Origin of the sequence: Pseudonocardia halophobica (assembly GCF_050948485.1) — a bacterium.
Taxonomy (GTDB): Bacteria; Actinomycetota; Actinomycetes; order Mycobacteriales; family Pseudonocardiaceae; genus Pseudonocardia; species Pseudonocardia halophobica.
Window position 1 is genome coordinate 7,440,965 of the sequence record NZ_CP192046.1, and the last position, 17,931, is coordinate 7,458,895.

Consider the following 17,931-nt stretch of genomic DNA (forward strand, 5'->3'; position numbering starts at 1 on the left):
CTTCCGGGCCGCCATCCGCACGACCCCGGGCGCGCGTTCATGACGCCGAAGTCGGTGGTGATCGCCGGGGCGAACCTGGCGGGCGGGACCGTTGCCCGGTCGCTGCGCTCGCGCGGGTTCGAGGGGCGCATCACCCTGGTGGGGGCCGAGGCGACGCCGCCGTACGAGCGTCCGGCGTTGTCCAAGCAGGTGCTCAGCGGCGCGCAGGAACCCGACGACCTCGTCCTCCCGATCGACTGGGCCGGTATCGACGTGGACCTGCGCCTCGGTCAGCGGGTCGACGAGATCGTGCCGGCCGAGTCGGCGGTCGCCCTGTCGGCGGGGACGCGCCTCGGGGCCGACGCCGTCGTCCTCTGCACGGGTGGTCGCGGCCGCAGGCTGGGCGTCGAGGGCGAAGAGCTCGGCGGCATTCACGAGGTGCGCACCATCGAGGACTCGTTGGCGCTGCGCGGCGAACTCGTCGCCGGCGCCCGGGTCGTGGTGGTGGGCGCCGGCTTCATCGGGGCCGAGGTCGCCGCCACCGCGCTGGGCGTGGGCTGCGAGGTGACCGTACTGGAGCACGCTCCGGTTCCCCTCGCCCGCTCCCTCGGGCCGGTCTGGGGCCCGTTCGTGCTCGAGGAGCACGCCCGGCGCGGTGCCCACGTGCGCCTCGGCACCGGCGTGCACCGCTTCCTGGGCGACGACCGGGTGCGCGAGGTCGAGATCGGCGGCGGCGACCGGATCCCGGCCGACGTCGTCGTGGTCGGCGTCGGGATCGAGCCCGCCACCGAGCTTGCCGAGGCGGCCGGCCTCGCCGTGGCCGGGGGCGTCCACGTGGACGAGCGGGCCGCGACGAGCAATCCGGGCGTCTTCGCGGTGGGCGACGTCACGCTGCAGCCGGGGTGGCACGGCCAGGGCATGGTCCGCCTCGAGTCGTTCCAGAACGCACAGGAGCAGGCCGACGTCGCGGCGGCGGCGATCCTGGGACAGGAGGTGCCGGCGCGCGACGTGCCCTGGTTCTGGTCCGACCAGTTCGAGCACAACATCCAGATCGCCGGGATGCTCGACGCGAGCGTCGACGTCGTCGTCCGCGGCGACCGGGACGGCTGGGACTTCAGCGCGTTCCACGTGCGCGACGGCGTGGTCCGCGGGGTGTTCGCCGTCAATCGCGGGCGCGAGGTGCGGGCCGCGATGCGGCTCATCGCAGCAGGCGTCGTCGTCGACCCCGCGGCACTGGCGGACCCGACCACCGACCTGCGCAAGCTGCCCCGGCCGGCCCGCCCCCTCGCGTCGTAACTCCCGGCCCGACACGATGACGCCGGCGGTTCGGGGTCCACCCCCGAACCGCCGGCGTCGTGGGCCGGTGCTCGCGCTACTCGTTCATCCCCGCGGTGCCCTCGTACTGGGCCTTCTGCGGGTCGAGGGAGATGTCGGCCCACGAATCGGCGTTCATGAACTCCTGCCAGCGCTGGTAGAAGAACCGGTGGTTGTTCTCGGACACGAACTTGTCCGAGAGCTGGCCGGGGAAGACGTCGTCGGTGTGGCTGTGGCCGATGCCGAGGTTCACCCGCTGTCCCATCTCGCGGTAGGTCCCCGAGAGGCCCGACTCCGAGACCTGCCGCCAGTTGTCGACGTCGTCGGCCTCGAAGTGCCCGGTGACGCCGTTGCGCGCGGTGTGGACGCGCAGGACCTCCCGCTGCTGCTCCGGCGTGTCGGCGTGGCTGGCCAGGGCGAAGTGCCAGAACTCGGTCTTGAGCGGGCCGCGCGGGATCGCCAGCCGGAAGCCCAGGACCGTGTTGGGGAACAGGCTGTGGGTGCCCAGCACGACGGACTTCGCCCGGAACTCGCCGAGCCGCTCGACCGCCTCGGCCGTCTGCTCCTCGGCGGTGGCCGTCGGGATCGACTCGCCGGACAGGTTGTCCTCGGGCATCTTGAAGTACTGGACCTGGTGCCCGTTCACGAACGCCGCCCGGCCGTGCATGTTGAAGAGCCGGTCCTGGGTGAACCGAGGGGTGCCCAGCACCCGGAACATGGCGTTGGCCGCCGAGGCGTGCGACACGGGTACGTGGTACCAGTCGGAGCAGTTGTCGACCGCTGTCTTCCAGTTGATCGGCTGGATCCACTTGTGCGGGCCCACCGCGTAGGTGCCCTTGCCGCTGCGGTTGAACTCCATGTCCAGGTACCACCGGGCGTCGCCCAGGTAGTCCTCGAGGCTGGGGGCGTCCTCGGCCCACGTGGCGAAGATGAGGCCGGCGTAGGTGGCCACCCGGGCGCGCTTGAGACCCAGCTTGGACCGGTCGAGCTCGCCGTAGTAGACCTCCTGCTCGCCCGGCACGTACTCGAGCTTGCCGTCCAGGTCGTAGGTCCAGGCGTGGTAGCTGCAGACGAAGTTGTTGCAGTTGCCGTCGTCGGCCCGCACGAGCCGAGCCCCGCGGTGGCGGCACATGTTGAGCAGGGCGTTGATCGAGCCGTCGCTCCCGCGGGACAGGATGACCGGGTCCTCACCCATGTAGGTGTGGAAGAAGTCACCGGGGTTCGGGATCAGGCTCTCGTGACCGATCAACAGCCACGCCCGACCGAAGATGTTGGTCATCTCCTGGCGGTAGATGTCGGGGTCGGTGTAGATCGACGGGTCGAGCCAGCCGGTCTCGGGGTCGAGGATCTCGTACTTCGTTCCTGCCACCGCAGTCACCTCTCGCAAGTTCGGGGAATTTCGGCGTGCTCAGTTCTCGTGGGGACGGTCGCGGACGAGGATCTCGCCGTCGCTCACCCGCACCGGGTAGGTGGTCATCGGGACCGTGGCCGGCATCGTGAGCGCCTTGCCCGTCCTCAGATCGAACAGCGCGCCGTGCAGGACGCACTCCACCGAGGTGCCCTCGACGAACCCCTCCGAGAGGGAGGACTTCCCGTGCGAGCACACGTCGTCGAGGGCGTAGTAGTCGCCCCCGGCCAGGAACAGCGCCCGGACCGGGCAGCCGGGGCTCGTGATGACCACGGCGTCGCCCTCGGCCAGGTCGCCGACCCGGCCGGCGGTCGTCCACCGCTCGTCGTCCTGGTCGCTCATCAGAGAAGGTCTCTCTCCTAGAAGAAGATCGCCATGTTCTTGTCGAGGACGACGTTGACGTCCAGCACGATCGTGCGGCGCGAGATCTTCCACGAGCCGTCGACGGGGTGCAGGACGTCCTCGCGGTACCCGGAGTACAGCGCGGTGTCGTACTCGGCGTGCGAGCGGTGGCAGATGAACGCGGTCTTGGCGTGCACCGTGCCGTCCTCGTCGACGCCCTCGATCACGAGGTTGCCGACCAGGTGGCGCGTCCGCGACGGCGGCTCCTCCGCCCAGGCCATGCCGCTGTCCATGCGCTGGATGCGCACCAGCATCATGTTGCGGTCCTCGTCGAAGAACGGCAGGTCGGTGCCGTAGGGCGGGACCTCGCGGTGCGCCTCGCGGCTCGGCACGTTCTTGCGGCGCGGCATGAAGTAGAGGAGGTCCTCGGTGAACAGGTCCAGCCACTCGTGCATCTTGCGGTCGTCGAGCAACCACGCCTCGGCGATGTAGAACGAGTTCAGCTCCGTCCAGAGCTCCTGGGCCGTCTTCGCGCTCGCAGCCGGGGCGAAGGCCTCGGACTCGGTGTCACGCTCGATCACTGTCACAACAACCACGCGGACCTTTCAGGGGAGAACGCGATGCGGATCTCGGAGGGCTCGACGATAGGTAGCTCCGACGCGGCGGGACGAGTCGCCCGGACCGCTCATCGGAACAGGTGCGGCCGCCACACGAGGCGGTGACCTGCCTGTCATACAGACGACATCTCAGGTCGTGATCAGTGGAGGCCTGCCCGTGCTCGGGGTGGCGCCCTGAGTCGTAGACGTGCCCGAACGAGCCCGTCGCTGTCCTCGGCGTTACCCAGAGCGTCGAACGCCGGCTCCGAGAGCCGATCCGGAGTGAACAGGTAGCAGAGCAGCGAATGTGAGTCCGCGACGACTCTCACCCGGCGACGGGCCCGAGTGCGGAACGACGCTCGGCCCGGTCGTCACCGAACGCCTGTGACCACGCCTCGATCACCTCGTCCGGCACCAGACCAGCGAGCTTGCCCGCCGAACGACCACCTCGACGACTGACTACCTCGGGCTTCGACAGCCGCAGGTGGGCTCCGGGACGCACACCATGGCGCGCCAGCTCGGCGGCCGCAACCGTCAGGCTCCCGTCACTGCTGACGACGACCTCGAACGAGTCCGCGGTCTCGGGCGTGGTGCTCATTGTGCCTGTATGCCACCGCTCGACCATCGCGATCGAGGCGGCTCGACGACTGCTGGGCAGAACGCGACCGGGAGGCGGCCGTCGCCCCCGCGACGTCACCAGCCCCGCGCGGCGAGGAGGGCCATGAGATTGCGTTTGGCCCGGTGCGTACGGCGCAGCGCGGCGAGGTGGTCGGCGAACACGTCCGCCTCGAACAGGGGCTCGACCTCGCCGAGCAGCTCGACGGCCTCGGCGTAGGCGGAGTTGTTCTTGTGTCCGATCGCGGCCTCGATCTCGCGCTGGTAGAGCGGGATCACCTCACCCGGCCGCAGCTCCCGGCAGGCTCGGGCCAGCCGCATCACCGTCGGGCCCGAGCAGCCACCTCGCTGCGCCTCCGCCCAGGCGGCGTCAGGGTCGCCCTCCCAGAGCAGCACCTCCACGAGCAGCGAGGCGTCGGCAGCCGGCTGCCACCGGTACCGGGGCGGTTCGCGACGGTCGACCTCGGCGCGGAGGCGGGCGAACGCCTCGTCACGCCGATCCGCCCACATCCCGGCCCGCCGGGCGTAACTCCGCGAGCCGTTGGTAGGTAGGCATATTCGGCGCGCGATCGAGCACCCTCCGGAGCAGATCGACCGCAGCCGCCCCGCGGCCTGCCCGGTGGTACTCCGCAGCCGCGAGGTCGACCAGCCGCGCGTCGGTGAGACCGTGGATCTCCAGGCCGCGTTCCGCCCACTGCACCGCGTCGTCGTGGCGGTCCTCGCGCAGGAGGCGCTCCGCGATCCGCAGGAACTGGTAGGCGGACGTGAGGTCGCGGGCCATCGCCTCCACCTCGGCATCGACGTCACCGGTGAGGGCGGCGAGCGCCTCCAGGGTGCTCCGGACGCGGAGGCGGGCCGGCTCGTAGAGGTCGGCATGCTCGGCGAGCGCAGCCCACTCCTGCTCGGCGAGCTCGTGATAGCGGGCGAGCCCTGGCTCGCCGAGGAGGTCGGCCTAGCGCGTCACCGCGTCGTCGAACATGGCGAGATCGCCACCGCTCGACTCGCGGGCATGGAGCCGCTGGGCAAGCTCGCGAGGATCGGGACGGATCGCCTCGCAGGCCGCCAGATGGAGATCGGCGCGGCGGTCGGAGACTCCGCCGAGCAGGTCGTCCGAGTCGTCGACATACTCGACAGCCCGCTCGGCACAGTCCGCGGCGTACTCGGTGAGCTCGAGGACCAGGTCCGCCCGGCCCACGGCCAACAAGGCCTCCACCCGGTCGACGACGGCGTCCACGGCCTGCAGGTAGCCGTACGCCTCGTCGTAGCGCACGTATCCGCGCGGGACGATCGCGTCGAGCAGGAGGCGCCGCAGGGACTCCGGTGCATCGGGGTCCGCCGCGGCCGCCGCGAGCCGGGTATGCAGGACCTCGTCGCGGCCCGCGGCGTCGAGGATCATGTCGATCAGCTCGTCGTGGCTCAGGGTCTCCAGGTAGGCCCGCGGATCGGGGGCGTCGTTCGGCGATCCCGCTGCCACGAGCGCGAGCGCCACGCAGTGCTTGCAAAAGGACCCCGACACTCCGACCGGGCAGGAACAGCGGAACCCGAAGCCGTCCGGCCCGAAGTCCAGCTCGACGGCGTACGGCTCCGAGCCGATCACCGTGGCCCGCACCCCGTCGGCGACATGCCTGACCCGCCCGACCGCACCTCCCTCCGCGTAATCGCGGCCGCGCCCGAAGGTGACCGGATCGGCCAGCCGCTCGACGTCCGCGATGTCGAGGCGCGTCAGCGGCTCGCCACCCGACACCCGACGTCGGCCAGCCAGGCCCGAGCCCGGCCGCGCTTGCGCTCGCCACTCCACTCGAACCAGCGGCTCAGCTCGTCCTGCGAGCTCCGGCCGAGCGTGTCGGCGAACCGCCGGAAGGCGCCGCGGCCGCGGATGGCATCCCGGAGGCGTTCCCCGAGCCGCGCGTCGGCGACGGTGTCGATGAAGTCGACCATGTCGCGGTAGCCGTCGCGGGAGTCGCCGTCCACCCAGCGAAAGCGATCCCCGTCCTCGAAGTCTGGTGCCTCCACGTCCACACCGTCCTCCTCCGGATACTCGATCGCCGACCGGGGCCATACCTCGCCGGTCTGCAGGTCGAGCGCGCCCCCGGTCGTCAGCGGATCGCCCTCGAGGATCTCGGTCAGCAGCTCGAGATCCACGCTGAGCGGCCGCAGCAGCGGCATCGGACCGGTGCCCGCGAGCCCGTCGAGCTGCTCGGCCAGCTCGACGTCGCCGATCCAGTCCCGGCCGCGCAGGGCAGTGGCACAGTCGGCGGCAAGCTCGGCCGCGCCGTCGACCCGGTGAGCGAGTGCCGTCGCCACCCCGTCCCCGATGAGCTGCCACACCGGGAGCGGCTCGCCCGCAGCGAGGAGACCGACGATCGCCGCCCCGTCCCCGCGGTACACGGCCCCGCGCAGCTGCCGGAGCCAGTCCCGACGGTCCTCCCGGGTCACCATGGCGGCTCGCCGGCGAACAACGAGGCCAACATCGTGGCGTGCGGCAGCAGGGTGCGCGCGGACGGCCCCGCCTCCCAGGTGCGCCACGCGCCGCTGAGGAGGTCGAGCGCGCGGAGCTCCGCGGACATCCGGCTCAACGACGACTCGTGCTCCTCGTCGGTCAACGCCCGGCCGTCGACGCCCCACCCGACGCCCATCAGCGGCACGACCCGGCGAAGCAGATCCTCACGTGCGAGCGGACCGGACGCGGCGAGGACCGCCACCGCCGTCGTCGCCAGCATCTCCTCGTACCCGCCCGGCTCGAACCAGCGGCGCAACCGCCGGACGACCTCGACATCGTCGCCCGCCACCCGAGTGCGGCTCAGCACCCCGCGGGCGAGCCGGGCCAGCCCGACCTTGCGCAGGATGTCGTGCAGCACCGCCAGCGGAGGCAGGTCCTCCTCGATCGACGCCGGCCGGTCCAGCGGGTACCAGTCGGGCCGCCGCTCCTGCACCGCCCGCACGACCGAACGCGGCAGCCGTCCGCCCGGCGTCAGCTTCACCCCGCCCGCGAGCAGATCCAGCACGATCCGCACACTCTCCGGCACCTGGCCGACCGTCTGCCGGACGAGCACGTCCGTCGCCTCCCGGTCGAAGACCAGAAGCTCACCCGCCCACTCACGCAGGTGCTCATACTCCCCGTGACTCGGGTCGGCGAGCACCTCGAGCAGGTGCTCGTACCCCGGCACACCGCCGCAGTCCTCCGGCGGGCAGGCACCCTCGCCCTCCACACAGCCCGGACCCTCACCACCCGCGCCGACGACCTCGACCTCGTGCTCCCAGCTGTCGCCGAAGTCGTAGAGGTACTCGAACCGCGCCGGCAGCTCATGGAATGGGACCCTCGCCTCGTCGCGCGGCCGGAGGTCGTCCTCCCAATCCGGATCCGGCACGCCGTACCGGACCCCGTCGGCCATGAACAGATGCAGGTGGCTGTCAGTCCAGCCGAGCGCCACCTGGAGGAGCTGGTGCAGCTCGGCCAGCGTGACGGCGGCAGGCACATCGATCACCCGGATGACCCGCGGTTCGACGTCCCGCATGGTGATCCGCAGCCGGACGGTCCGCATGGGTCGGCACGGTACCGACGATTCGCGGCGCCCGGACCGCTCGGGGCCGGCGGTGACGCGGCCCATGTGCTCACTGCGGCTATCTGAATCACCGGCATCAGTCCAGATCACTGATTGGCTGCGACCCAGCCCCGGCCTCTCATGCCGCTCACGCTTCTGATGCACACGATGACTAACGCGCACCGAGGGAAGCCACGCCATGACGCGCTGACCAGGGACGATGTCAGTAAAGGAGGCCCCGCCGATGACGCGGCGGAGGAATGATCCTTCATACAGGCTTCTGACCTGCGAAAATGGAGCCGCCTTGGGGAGTCGAACCCCAGACCTACGCATTACGAGTAGTTTCCAGTCCTTGGTGGACCTTGGTGGAGATCGACGGAAACCGGTCTTTACCTGCAGGTCTACGAGTTGAGGCCGACTGCTCTTGGTGGCAGTTGGCGGACCTCGTGCGGACTAGGCGCGGACCGCCCACATCGGACTAACCCCAAGCCCCGATGTAGGACGCCCCCGGGACGCGGTGAGGCAACACCGGCCCGGGGACTTGATCAGCCCCTGGAGCTGACCCGTGCACATCTTGTCCGACGCCGGCGCCTGTGCCGAGCGCAACCTTGACCCGGATCGTCAATTCGACAGGTCGCAACCGGCCTTCGCCCACGAAATCACTTTCTGCCCCCGAGCTGCCCGATGCGCGGGCTGCGAACGCAGCGGCGGGCTAATGGTCGACACCATTCAGACGCCTGATGGCGTCGGCTGCGCGACGCTCTGCGCGATGTGCGCCCCGCGGGGCGTAATGATCACAGCTGAGCGGATGGCCAAGCACACCAAGTACCTCTCTGCCTCGGGCGGCAGCGCGGAACGAGGCCGTCCTGACGTCAGCGGTGGTGGGCGATGACCAGGCCTACTCCGCGTTGGGTTCGGGTGGTCACCGTCGCCTCGGTGTCGGTGGTGGCCGCGGTCGCTGCCGTCGCCTCCTACGTCCACATGCACGAGCTCGCGACGGAAGCAGGGGAAGGGTGGCGTGCCCACCTCATCCCACTGTCTGTCGACGGCCTGCTCGTGGCCGCGTCGATGGTGATGCTCGTGCGCCGACGTGCGGGTCTGCGCGCGGGCCTGCTGCCGTGGATCGGCCTGATTCTGGGCCTGGCCGCGTCGCTGGGTGCGAACGTCGCCGCCGCGGCCCCGACACCGCTGTCGTGGATCGTGTCGGGATGGCCGCCTCTGGCGCTGGCCCTGTCTTTCGAGCTGCTGATCCTGGTGACCCGCCAGAACGAGCCCGCGGACGCGCCAGCCGAAGTCGCGCCGGTCTCCGATGGCGCGTTCGAGCCCGAGGCCGACATGACTCGGCCGCTGCAGGTCGTCGATCCGGGCGGCTGGTGGCAGGACGCCCCTGACCAGAAGGAGTCTGCCGGGGCGCACGCCGGCGGCCGCGACCGTGAGACGGAGCAGCGGGCGATCGAGCTGATCGCCCGCGGAGCGGGTCGAGTGCGGCTCGAGCGCGAGCTCGGGGTCACCGAGCACGTGGCCAAGCAGCTCATTCGCGCTCACCGCGGGTCGGTGGCACAGGAGCGGAGGACCTTATGAGCGTCCTCGTGTTCGTGACGGCAGTCTGCCTGGTGGTTCTCGTCGGGGTCCGGGCCTGGCGCCGGCATCGGTGGCTGGTTGCGCTCGTTCTCGCGCTGCTGACGATCGGGCTGGCATCCAAGGCGTGGGCGGCACTTTCAGGCGGCCTCGCTGCGGTGGGCTGCCTCGTCGGGATGGTGGTCATCGGTGCTTCGGTGGTGCTGCAGCGCCGGGCCCGCTCGGCGGCGACGGTGAGCCGCTGGGGCGAGCGGGCGCGTCGCAAGGCGGGCGTCGCTTCGACCCTCGACATCGTCCGCACCGCCAGCGCGTCGGCTGTGCGCCGTCGGGCCGCGGTGGTGCGGCCGTCGCTGACGGTGCGCTCCCGCGTCGAGCGGGCGAGCACTCCGACCACCGAGATCGCGTTTTCGTTGTGTCGCGTCGGGCTGCTGCGGGTGTGGTCACTGCTCGAGGACGTCGTGTGCGTCTTCGGAGGCCCGCGCACGGGCAAGACCGGTTGGCTGGCCGGGCGCCTCGTCGACGCGCCGGGCGCGGCGGTGGTGACCTCGACCCGCACCGACCTCTACGAGCTCACCCGGGGGCTGCGCGCCTGGCGGGGCCCTGTACACGTGTTCAACGCCGTCGGGCTGGGCGGGATCGCCTCGACCGTCTGCTTCGACCCTATAGAGGGGTGCAAGGACCCCGTCACTGCCGCCGAGCGCGCTACCGATCTGCTTGCCGTCGGCTCGGCTGGTCGTGGTGGGGATCGGGAGTACTGGGAGGCCCAGGCCCGCCGGGTCCTGGCCGCGTTCGTGCACGCGGCCGCGCTGGGCGGGCGGGACATGCACGCGGTGCTGGCGTGGGTGGCCGATCCGGACGAGCACGAGCACGAGGTGACCTCGCTGCTGCGGCTGTCGCCGGTGCCCTCGTTCGTGCAGGACGCAACCCAGTTCCTCACCACCAACGAGCGGACCCGCTCCTCGATCACCTCCACTGTCATGCCCGCGCTGGGCTGGCTCTCCTCTCCCGCCGCGTCAGCGGCGGCATCGCGACGCAACGGACTGCCGGCGCTCGACCTGGCGGAACTACTGCGTAGCCGCGCGACGGTCTATCTGCTCGGGGCGGAGGAAACCCAGGCCGCACCGCTGGTGTGTGCGCTGACCGGGCATATCGCCCGTGAGGCTCGTCGACTGGCCGCTCGGAAGCCCGGTGGCCGGCTGGACCCGCCGCTGCTGCTCGCCCTCGACGAGGCGGCGCTGATCTCGCCGGTACCGCTTGCCTCATGGACCGCGGACATGGGCGGACGCGGCGTGGCGATCGTGGCCGCCTTCCAGTCCCGCGCCCAGCTGATCTCGCGGTGGGGCGACACCGGTGCGGCGATCATCATGAACAACTCCGCCTCGGTGATGGTGTTCGGCGGGACCCGCGATCGCGACGACCTCGCCTACTGGGCCGCCCTGGCCGGGGAGCGCGACGAGCCCGTCATCACGACCGACGCGCACGGGGCGGTGCTGTCGCGGACGGTGCGCCGAGTCCCGGTGATCGCGCCTGCGCAGCTGGCGAACCTCCCGTTCGGACGGGTGCTGCTCATCCGCCGCGGGATGGCACCGGTCATCGGGCGGGTGCGCATGGCGTGGAAGCGTCGCGACGTCCGCACCCACACCCGCACGCAGCGGACAGCCACGTGGGAGGGATGGGAGACGGACGCCGGAGGTTCTCCCGCCGGGCGGGAGGTCTCCCACCCGGATCTCCCGTCTCCCGTTGCGCCTCCCATCAGCCCCTCCACTCCCGAGCAGGCAGCCGGCGACGAGCCCGTGGGCCGGTCCGCCGAGGCCGCGAGCCGGGTGCGCAACGGGCGGGTATGGGAGGTGCGCGGTGGCGGCTGATGCCGAGGCGCGGGTGGTCGCGCTGTCCCGCGAGCTGGAGCGCACCACGCGCCGCCTCGGCGAACTCGACGCCCTGGTGCGCGAGCTGGCGGGCACCCTCGCCGAGCTGGCTGCCGCGCCGGCCGGCGGCGGGCCGCAGGCGCCAGCGAGTCCGGTCCGGCCGTGGCTGGGCACCCCGGACGTCGACGCAGCCGTCGCAGATCTGGGGGACCTCGCCGACTGGCTCGGCGCGGTGTATTTGCGCTACTCGGACGCCTTGCTGCCGTCCTGCTGGGCCTGGCACGCCGACATCGTCGAGGAACTGCGCTGGCTGCGCGGGGCCTACAACGACGCCTACGGCCTCACCCCGCCCGGCGCAGGCTCAGCGGCGCGTTCGGGGCCCTCGTGGCAGAAGGTCGGGGACTGGCACGACCGCCTCCGCCCCGGCGTCGTGCGCCGGATCAAGACCGCCGCGGGCTCCTGCGAGCTGTCCCGCCACGCCCCCGGCGAGTACCTGCCGCAGCGCCAGGCCACTGCACCACTGGCCACTCAGCTGCGCGCCATCGGCGCCGCCTGGACCACCACCGGCTCACCCCCGACCGTCACCGACGACCTCATCGCCCAAGCCCGCCACGAACAACAACTCCACCTCCGGAGCCACCAACCATGACCCTCCAACCGCCTCCACAGCCCCACTCACAACATCAACTACTCAAGATCACAAACCGACGCACACCTATGCATCACGATCACCAGGGGCGGCCCGCGGGCCGCCCGGTCCCGCTCTGCGCCGCCACCCCCGCGGCGCTGCGGCAGGGGTTGGTGTCGTCGTGCTGAGCATCTCCACCGGGCACGACGTGGCGTATCTGACCGGGCCGGTCGCGGGCGGCCGGGAGGGCTACTACACCGGCGCGGTCGCAGCAGGGGAGCCGGCGGGGCTGTGGTACGGCGCGGGCGCGGAGTTGCTCGGGCTGCGCGGGGAGGTGGACGCGGATCTGATGGAGGCCGTCTACAGCCATCTCCTCGACCCTCGAGACCCGGCCACGCGGTCGCGGGCGACGTGGGGGCAGGCCGAGACGTTCGCGCCGGCGCACCGCAAGTACCGCACCCCCGACGAGCTGTTCGCCGACCTACTCGCCACCCAGCCCGGTGCGGGTCCGGAGGAGCGGGCGGCGCTGCGCGGTCAGGCCGAGCGGTCGGCGCGCCAGGCGGTGAGTTTCATCGACGTCACCTTCTCCGCGCCGAAGTCGGTGACGGTGTTGGGGGTCGCGTTCGAGCGCGCCGAGAACAACGCCCGCGCAGCCGGCGACGCAGTGGCCGCCGCGGCGTGGGGGCAGCACCGTCGCGCGGTGGAGGACGCGGTGCTGGCCGGTGCCCGCGCCTCGATCGACTACCTGGCCGACGTGGCCGGCTACGCCCGGGTCGGGCATCACGGCGGGGGCGCCGGGAGATGGACCGACGCCCACGAGTGGGTGGTCGCCCAGTTCCTGCAGCACGACTCCCGCGACCGCGACCCGCAACTGCACGTCCACCAAGCCATCCTCAACCGCGCGCCGTGCGCGGACGGGAGCTGGCGGGCGCTGGACGGGCGAGCGATCCATGACCACCGTGGCGCGGCGGGAGCCGTGGGAGAACGGGTGATGGAAGCCCACCTCACGCGGGCGCTCGGGGTGCGGTTCGCCGCCCGCCCGGACGGGCACGGCCGGGAGATCACCGGGATCCGCCAGGAGGTGCTGGACCTGTTCTCCTCCCGCCGCCGCGCGATCACCGCGAAGACCCAGACCTACATCGACGCCTTCACCGAGCGGTTCGGCCGCGAACCCTCACCCCTGGAACGCACCCGGCTGTCCCAGCAGGCCACCCTGGCCACCCGTGCCGCGAAGGCCCACAACGCCGAAACCCTCGAGCAGCGGTTGGACCGGTGGGAGGCCGAGACCCGCAGCGCCGTCACCGGTGGCCTCGGCAAAGTCGCCCACACCGTCCTCGACCTGGCCCAGCAGCAGCCGGACCCGGAGCGGTGGTCCCCGGAGGACGTCATCGAGCGCGCACTCACCACCGCGGCCGACCGTCGCCAGTCCTGGACCCGCTCGGATTTGACCCGGGCGATCTCCGACGCGCTGCCCGCTGGGCTCGACCTCGACCCTGGCGTCATCCGCGTACTGCTCGACCAGCTCACCGACCAGGCCCTCGACAGGGCGGTCCGGCTCTCCGCCCCGGACGAGGACAGCGACCACCTTCCAGCCGAGCTTCGCCTGGCCGACGGTCGCTCGGTCTACCAACGCCCTGGTGGGGTCAAGTACACGACCGTCGGGCAGATGGCCGCCGAGCGGCACCTGCGCCTGGCCGCGGTCGAACGCGGCGCCCCCGCCCTCACTGCCGAACAAGCCCAAGCGGTCGTCGCCCGATTCGCCGAATCCGGCCACGGACTCGGCGCCGACCAAGCCGCCGCCGTCACCGGGATCCTGTCCTCTGGCGCGCGGGTCGAGGTCCTGTCCGCCGCGGCGGGCACGGGCAAATCGTTCACCGTCGCCGCGATCGCCGAAGCCTGGACCGCCTCCGGCCGCGAGGCCATCGGCCTCGCCCCGTCCCAGGCCGCCGCGAACGTGCTCACCGCCGAGGGCCTGCCCTCGGTCAACACCGCCCGCTGGCTGGCCACCAACCCACAGCTGAGCAGCGACACCCTGGTCGTGGTCGACGAGGCCGGCATGGCCTCCACCACCGACCTCACCGCCATCCACACCACGGTCACCCAGGCCGGGGCCAAACTGCTGCTCGTCGGCGACCCGAGACAGCTGGCCGCCGTCGGGCCCGGCGGCGCGCTGGCCGACCTCGCCGAACACGGCCTGCGCTACCAACTCGCCGAGGTCCGCCGCTTCACCCACCCCTGGGAACGCGCCGCCTCACTGCGCCTCCGGGCCGGGGACCAGTCCGCGATCACCGACTACGACCGCCACGGCCGCATCATCGACGCCGGCGCCCGCGAACACGCCGAAACTGCGGCGGCCCGGGCCTGGCTGGCCGACACCCTCGCCGGCAAAGAGGCGATCCTGCTCGTCGGCTCCAACGAAGCCGCCGCCCGCCTGTCCGCCCAGCTGCGCGCCCAGCTCGTCACCCTCGGCCACATCGCCGAGGCCGGGGTCGAGCTCACCGCGCAAGGCACCACCGCCGGGGTCGGCGACCTCGTCCAGGCCCGCCGCAACGGCTGGGAACTCCTCGGCAGCCACGGCAACACCCGCGCCCCGATCAACCGCGAGACCTACCGCATCACCGACGTGCTCGACAACGGCTCCCTCCGGGTCGCCACGCCGAGCGGGGCGGTGCTGACCCTGCCATCCGAGTACGTCCGGGCCGATCTCGCCCTCGGGTACGCCTGCACCGTGCACGCCGCCCAAGGCCGCACCGTCGACACCGCCCACGCCGTCATCGGCCCCGGCAGCGACCTCGCCGCCACCTACGTCGCGCTCACCCGCGGCCGCGACCGCAACACCGCCTACGCCATCACCACCCACCGCCCCGACGACTCCCCGATCGGGGACATCACCACCGTCCAACCCCGCACCGGACGCGCCGTACTCGCCGACATCTGCGACCAGGACCTACGCAACCTCTCCGCACTCGCCGAACACGAACACTCCCTCGACCAGGCCGCCTCGATGCAACACCACATCGACCGGCTCGCCGACGGCGTCACCCGCGTCCTCGCCGGCCGCACCGCCGCCCACCTCGACCAGCTCACCCACACCGGCGCCCTCACCCCCGACCAGCGGCTCGCTCTGGCCGCCGACCCCTCCATGGACGCCCTCGACCAGCTCCTACGCCGGGTCGAACTCGCCGGCCACAACCCCGACGAGACTCTGGAGAAAGCCGTGCGGCTGCAGACCCTCGACACCGCCCGCTCCCCCGCCCAGGTCCTGCACCACCGCATCCACACCAGCCTCGACGGCCACCTCGCCCCCACCCTCGACACCGCCACCCAACTCGTCCCGCGCAATATCTCTGTGCAGTGGCGCGACCAGCTCGAACACCACGCCCACGCCGCCGACCACCGCCGCCACACCCTCGGCACCGAAACCGCCGAAACCCAACCCGCCTGGGCCATCGACGCCCTCGGCCCCGTCCCCGACGACGAGCCCGCCCGCGCGGCGTGGATCGAGCGGGCCGGTTGGGCCGCCGCCTACCGCGAACTCGCCGACCACGACCACCCCACCGACCCCCTCGGCGCCGCCCCACCCGCCGGGCTCGCGGAGAAAGCCGCGCTCTGGCGCACCGCCCACCAGGCCCTCGACCTGCCCGACCATGGCGCCGAAGAAGCCGAAGCCACCGACGGGCAACTGCGCGTCCGCGTCGCCGCCTACCAGCGCGAACTCGACTGGGCCCCCGACTACGTCGCCGACGAACTCGCCGACACCCACCGCCGCATCCACGCCCACCACACCGACGCCGAGATCTGGACCGCCCACGCCAACGCAGCCACCGACCCCGACGAGCAGCAACAACTCCGCGACGCCGCCCAACGCGCCCGCGACGAAGCCGCTGCACTCACCCAACGCGCAGCCGAACTGGAGATCATCGACGCCGCCCGCGCCCGCTGGTACGCCCACACCGCCACCACCCGCGACCGCGCCGAACGCGCTCGCGCCGAACTCTCCGCGCGCGGCGTCAGCCTCGACGCCGAACCCACCGTCACCGCCGAGGAATGGCTACAGGCACACCAAAACGAGCAGACGCAGGAAGACCAGCACCGCCAGATCACCGAGCTCGACCTCGCCGAGGACGTCGACATGGCTCGCTCCGCTGCTCCGACGGCCACCAGCGCACGGCAGCTCAGCTCGGATATGACATCTGACAGCACGACGGACGCGATCCGACGAGCACAGCTCGCACTAGCGAAGATCCACGGTCGAGACGCCATCGATACCTGTCATGAGTCGGAGGAACACGCCGAACGCGCCGCGCAGCTCGCGCTCTGGGCACAGGACCGCGAGACCGAGCAGACCCAGGACGCTGACTTGGCCTTTGGTCGCTAGGACGCCGCCCGGCGCCGGAGGTCCTTGACCACAGCTGCGAGCTCCTGCGACCGCTGCGCCTTCACTTCGGCGCGGCGGCGCAGCGCCGCCCGGTCCTCGGGCTCCCACGCTCTGTGCGGTGCCGCGCTGATGGCCCAGTTCACCAGCTCGTCCACCGACAGCACGTGCCCGTCCCTACCCCGCACCGGCAACTCCAGCGGGCACGGCTCATCGCCGACACGGGTCAACCACCGCAGGGTGCGGTACACACCCTCGGCCCACTGCGGCTCGACGACCTGTGGCTCAACATACGGCACCTCGAGCTGTCGACATACCGTCTGCAGGACCTCGGCGGGGCCGCCCGCCGTGCTCGCCGCCCACATCTCCGCCGTCGCCAGGGCCTCTGTCACCGGCTGCTCCGATCGCCGCGTCACCGGACCAGGCCCGTGCCCGAGGACCCACGCACCGGTCGCCGCCACGCCGGAATACTTGCGGGAGCCGGACGAGGCACTCCGGTGAGCCAGCCACAGCAGGTCCTCCAGTTGCGCCGACGTCGCCGCGCACCAATTCGAGCGAGAGCAGCGAGTCATCGTCGGGGACCTGCCTTTCGCGGCGAGAGGTGCGTCGAGGCCGTGAACCCTTTCCGAAACGACAGTGCCATAACTGGGGCCCTATCTCCGCAGACGGTACTGCGAGAAGAGCCGACAGGTGCTCCGTCGCCTACCGCCAGCTCGATGTCAGCTCGATGTCAACAGCGTCCTTCGGCCAGGCCAGCCATCAGCCCTCGGCGCCGATCGCCCAGGCGTACTGGTCCGGCCAGCGGGCAGGCGAGCCGGAGGCCTTCAACACCTTCCGCGCCCAATTCGGGTCGCGCAGCGTCGCTCGAACAGCAAAGACGACGTCCGCGTCGCCGTCGGCGAGAATGCGTATGACGTGCTCGGGCTCCTCGATCAGGCCGACCGCGCCCACCACGGCTCCGGTCGCCCGCCTGATCTCGGCGGCGAGAGGTACCTGGTAGCGGGGTAGAGCTCAATCGGCGGGGTGGAGCCCACCGCTCGAGACGTCGACGAGATCGACTCCGAGTGGGACGACCTCCTCGGTGAGCGCCACAGCGTCGGCGACGGTGAGTCCTCCGTCGAGCCAGTCCGTGGCCGAGATTCGCAGCAGGAGCGGCAGGTCGGCGGGCCACACCTCGCGGATTGCTCCTACTACGTCACGGGTCAGCCGGGATCGGTCCTTCCCGTAGACGTCCTCGCGTCGGTTGCCCAACGGGGAGGGGAAGGCGTGCAGCAGGTAGCCATGCGCGGCATGGATCTCGGCGGCCTGGAAGCCGGCCCGCAGGGCGCGGCCAGCCGCAGCGGCGAAGAGGCCGGGCACCGCGTCCGCTTCCTCGGTGGCGAGCTCGCGGACCTCCGGCCCGGCCGGTGTCGCTGACGCCGCCCAGGGCAGCCATCCGCCGTCGGCGGGCTCCACCCGGCGTCGCCGGTCGATCCAGGGTTGGTAGGTGGAGGCCTTCGGGCCCGCGTGGCCCAGTTGCAGTGCGGGCACCGCGCCATGCCGCCGCACCGCTGCGACGATGCGGCTTAGGCCCTCCACCTGATCGTCGGACCAGATGCCGAGATCCGTCGGGCTGACCCGCCCATCGGGGTGGATGGCCGTGGCCTCCGTCATCACCAAACCGACGCCACCGACGGCCCGCGCCTCGAG

Annotated in this window: 17 protein-coding genes; 5 read left to right on the forward strand and 12 right to left on the reverse strand. The window is 71.7% G+C overall.

Features of this window, described 5'->3' with window-relative positions; translation table 11 throughout:
• The first annotated feature begins 39 nt into the window (after window positions 1–39).
• Window positions 40–1,275 carry an NAD(P)/FAD-dependent oxidoreductase gene (locus ACQP04_RS35575; RefSeq protein ID WP_433504812.1) on the forward strand — a complete coding sequence of 412 codons (1,236 nt, stop codon included), beginning with the start codon at window positions 40–42 and terminating at the stop codon, window positions 1,273–1,275.
• A gap of 76 nt (window positions 1,276–1,351) precedes the next feature.
• Here the strand turns inward: ACQP04_RS35575 and ACQP04_RS35580 are convergent, their stop codons facing one another.
• The 9 genes from ACQP04_RS35580 to ACQP04_RS35620 all read right to left on the reverse strand — a co-directional run bounded on the left by ACQP04_RS35580 (window position 1,352) and on the right by ACQP04_RS35620 (window position 7,796).
• The gene (locus tag ACQP04_RS35580; protein ID WP_433504813.1) at window positions 1,352–2,662 is read right to left on the reverse strand and encodes an aromatic ring-hydroxylating oxygenase subunit alpha; all 1,311 of its coding nucleotides are present in this window, start codon (window positions 2,660–2,662) and stop codon (window positions 1,352–1,354) included.
• A gap of 39 nt (window positions 2,663–2,701) precedes the next feature.
• Window positions 2,702–3,043, reverse strand: coding sequence for a bifunctional 3-phenylpropionate/cinnamic acid dioxygenase ferredoxin subunit (locus ACQP04_RS35585; protein ID WP_412831624.1), 342 nt, complete (start codon window positions 3,041–3,043; stop codon window positions 2,702–2,704).
• 17 nt (window positions 3,044–3,060) lie between these two features.
• Window positions 3,061–3,624: an aromatic-ring-hydroxylating dioxygenase subunit beta gene (locus ACQP04_RS35590; protein WP_433504814.1), complete on the reverse strand. Its 564-nt coding sequence runs from the start codon at window positions 3,622–3,624 to the stop codon at window positions 3,061–3,063.
• A gap of 340 nt (window positions 3,625–3,964) precedes the next feature.
• A complete protein-coding gene (locus tag ACQP04_RS35595) occupies window positions 3,965–4,237 on the reverse strand; it encodes a hypothetical protein (RefSeq protein ID WP_433504815.1) in 273 nt (90 codons plus the stop codon).
• A 95-nt stretch (window positions 4,238–4,332) separates the two neighbouring features.
• On the reverse strand, window positions 4,333–4,764 hold the full coding sequence (locus ACQP04_RS35600; RefSeq protein ID WP_433504816.1) for a hypothetical protein: 432 nt from the start codon (window positions 4,762–4,764) through the stop codon (window positions 4,333–4,335).
• Window positions 4,745–5,035, reverse strand: a complete 291-nt coding sequence (locus tag ACQP04_RS35605) for a hypothetical protein (RefSeq protein WP_433504817.1) — start codon at window positions 5,033–5,035, stop codon at window positions 4,745–4,747. Before ACQP04_RS35605 ends, ACQP04_RS35600 begins: the two co-directional genes overlap by 20 nt.
• A gap of 171 nt (window positions 5,036–5,206) precedes the next feature.
• Window positions 5,207–5,998, reverse strand: a complete 792-nt coding sequence (locus tag ACQP04_RS35610) for an SWIM zinc finger family protein (RefSeq protein ID WP_433504818.1) — start codon at window positions 5,996–5,998, stop codon at window positions 5,207–5,209.
• On the reverse strand, window positions 5,977–6,693 hold the full coding sequence (locus ACQP04_RS35615; RefSeq protein ID WP_433504819.1) for a UPF0158 family protein: 717 nt from the start codon (window positions 6,691–6,693) through the stop codon (window positions 5,977–5,979). Before ACQP04_RS35615 ends, ACQP04_RS35610 begins: the two co-directional genes overlap by 22 nt.
• Window positions 6,687–7,796, reverse strand: coding sequence for a plasmid pRiA4b ORF-3 family protein (locus tag ACQP04_RS35620; RefSeq protein ID WP_433504820.1), 1,110 nt, complete (start codon window positions 7,794–7,796; stop codon window positions 6,687–6,689). The genes ACQP04_RS35615 and ACQP04_RS35620 overlap by 7 nt, the downstream gene beginning before the upstream one ends.
• A gap of 888 nt (window positions 7,797–8,684) precedes the next feature.
• Here ACQP04_RS35620 and ACQP04_RS35625 point away from each other — a divergent pair.
• The 4 genes from ACQP04_RS35625 to mobF all read left to right on the forward strand — a co-directional run bounded on the left by ACQP04_RS35625 (window position 8,685) and on the right by mobF (window position 16,245).
• Window positions 8,685–9,377, forward strand: a complete 693-nt coding sequence (locus ACQP04_RS35625; protein WP_433504821.1) for a DUF2637 domain-containing protein — start codon at window positions 8,685–8,687, stop codon at window positions 9,375–9,377.
• A complete protein-coding gene (locus ACQP04_RS35630) occupies window positions 9,374–11,239 on the forward strand; it encodes a type IV secretory system conjugative DNA transfer family protein (RefSeq protein ID WP_433504822.1) in 1,866 nt (621 codons plus the stop codon). Before ACQP04_RS35625 ends, ACQP04_RS35630 begins: the two co-directional genes overlap by 4 nt.
• Window positions 11,229–11,888, forward strand: a complete 660-nt coding sequence (locus tag ACQP04_RS35635; RefSeq protein WP_433504823.1) for a hypothetical protein — start codon at window positions 11,229–11,231, stop codon at window positions 11,886–11,888. Before ACQP04_RS35630 ends, ACQP04_RS35635 begins: the two co-directional genes overlap by 11 nt.
• 160 nt (window positions 11,889–12,048) lie before the next feature.
• Window positions 12,049–16,245 carry a MobF family relaxase gene (gene mobF / locus ACQP04_RS35640; protein WP_433504824.1) on the forward strand — a complete coding sequence of 1,399 codons (4,197 nt, stop codon included), beginning with the start codon at window positions 12,049–12,051 and terminating at the stop codon, window positions 16,243–16,245.
• Here the strand turns inward: mobF and ACQP04_RS35645 are convergent.
• The 3 genes from ACQP04_RS35645 to ACQP04_RS35655 form a co-directional block, all read right to left on the reverse strand.
• Window positions 16,242–16,634, reverse strand: a complete 393-nt coding sequence (locus ACQP04_RS35645) for a hypothetical protein (RefSeq protein ID WP_433504825.1) — start codon at window positions 16,632–16,634, stop codon at window positions 16,242–16,244. The genes mobF and ACQP04_RS35645 overlap by 4 nt on opposite strands.
• A gap of 367 nt (window positions 16,635–17,001) precedes the next feature.
• Entirely contained in the window at window positions 17,002–17,193 is a 192-nt protein-coding gene (locus tag ACQP04_RS35650; protein WP_433504826.1) for a hypothetical protein, read from the reverse strand.
• Window positions 17,194–17,253: 60 nt separating this feature from the next.
• On the reverse strand, window positions 17,254–17,895 hold the full coding sequence (locus ACQP04_RS35655) for a hypothetical protein (protein WP_433504827.1): 642 nt from the start codon (window positions 17,893–17,895) through the stop codon (window positions 17,254–17,256).
• Window positions 17,896–17,931: the final 36 nt, after the last annotated feature.